This is a genomic window from Roseimaritima sediminicola, assembly GCF_009618275.1.
GTDB lineage: Bacteria > Planctomycetota > Planctomycetia > Pirellulales > Pirellulaceae > Roseimaritima > Roseimaritima sediminicola.
This window is the reverse complement of sequence record NZ_WIAD01000137.1, coordinates 1-896: the sequence shown is the minus strand read 5'-3', so window position 1 is coordinate 896 and position 896 is coordinate 1. Positions and strand designations below refer to the sequence as shown.

The following is an 896-nucleotide window of genomic DNA, read 5'->3' as shown; positions in this document are numbered from 1 at the left end:
ATTTCATGTAACTCGGTATTTGAACGGAGCTTGCGTCGGTGAGGGAGACAGGCGTCGCAGCATGCGTCCGACCGATGCCCATTTAACCATGGCCTCGGCAGAGTCCGCCCGATGCTCGTAGTCCTTGCTCAAGCGTCGCCACCAACCAAACCATCCGAACGTCCGTTCAACCACCCAACGTTTGGGCAGCAACACGAACCCCTTGGCACCCTTGGGACGCCGAACGACTTGTAGCTCCCATTTCAAATCATCACGTTTCGCAAGCCATGCTCGCAAGGCGTGATTATGATACTTCGAGTCTGCCCATATGGTCTTCAGCCTCGGTTGGCTAGCTTCGTCCAGTTGCGACAATGCTTGCCGGCCCGCTTGTGCATCATCGGTCGACGCAACGGTCACGACAACAGCCAACAACAGCCCCAAGGAATCAACGACGATATTGCGTTTTCGCCCTGTGATTCGCTTGCCGCCGTCGTATCCACGACTGTCACAGCGAGGAGCCGTGGGAACCGTTTGGCTGTCTACGCTGGCGGTGCTGGGATCCATGTGTTCGCTTGGTGCCTCGAGTTGCCGAACTGCTCCGACAAGGACCTTGTTGATGTGGTCAAGCGTGCCGTCGTCCCGCCAGCGGGCGAAGTACCTGTACACGGTGCTCTTGGGTGGCAAGTCATGAGGCAGCATGTCCCACTGACAGCCGGAGCGAACCTGGAACAAGATGGCATTGATGACCTCACGCAAATCGACCTCACGGGGACGACCCCCCTTAGGTTTCGGTAGCTCATCGTCTGGTAGGATTACCTCAATTAGTTCCCATTGTTCGTCCGTCAGATCGCTCGGATATGCCTTTCGGTTGCTCATGACTTACTCCCTTGCTAGCAAAAGAACTCAAGTCCTTACAC

At 56.1% G+C, this 896-nt stretch carries 1 protein-coding gene; it reads right to left on the bottom strand.

Going from position 1 to position 896, the window contains the following annotated elements:
- Positions 1-3: 3 nt before the first annotated feature.
- Positions 4-855, bottom strand: coding sequence for an IS5 family transposase (locus tag GE027_RS22620; protein WP_153559499.1), 852 nt, complete (start codon positions 853-855; stop codon positions 4-6).
- Between the last annotated feature and the right edge of the window lie 41 nt (positions 856-896).

Excerpts from the sequence above, each read along its gene's own strand:
- GE027_RS22620 (WP_153559499.1), bottom strand. The coding sequence starts at position 855 with ATGAGCAACCGAAAGGCATATCCGAGCGATCTGACGGACGAACAATGG.